The sequence below is a fragment of the Pseudoalteromonas sp. 5Ae-yellow genome (assembly GCF_014077565.1).
GTDB lineage: Bacteria > Pseudomonadota > Gammaproteobacteria > Enterobacterales > Alteromonadaceae > Pseudoalteromonas.
In genome coordinates this window covers 1-242 of record NZ_JACGWD010000218.1, presented here as the reverse complement: position 1 = coordinate 242, position 242 = coordinate 1, and the positions used below count along the sequence as shown (strand labels likewise).

Annotated in this window: 1 rRNA gene; it reads right to left on the bottom strand. The window is 36.8% G+C overall.

Annotated features, from left to right (window positions below):
* Positions 1-162: 162 nt before the first annotated feature.
* Positions 163-242 (bottom strand): 23S ribosomal RNA (locus tag H4J63_RS20010); the annotation flags it as partial.

The window sequence follows — 242 nt, the reverse complement described above, 5'->3', positions numbered from 1 at the left end:
ATTTTCTTTGCGCAAGGTGCCTCAACTTTAACGCTATGCGCTAAGAGTCACCTCATGAATTTGGAAAATATCTGATAATATTTTTTAAGTCTTTTCAGTAATATCTACTTTAGTTATATTAACTTCTGTCTAAACTGTCGCATAAAACGCGTTTGGCGTTGTATGGTTAAGCCTCACGGGTAATTAGTACAAGTTAGCTTAATGGCTCACACCACTTCCACATCTTGCCTATCAACGTTGTA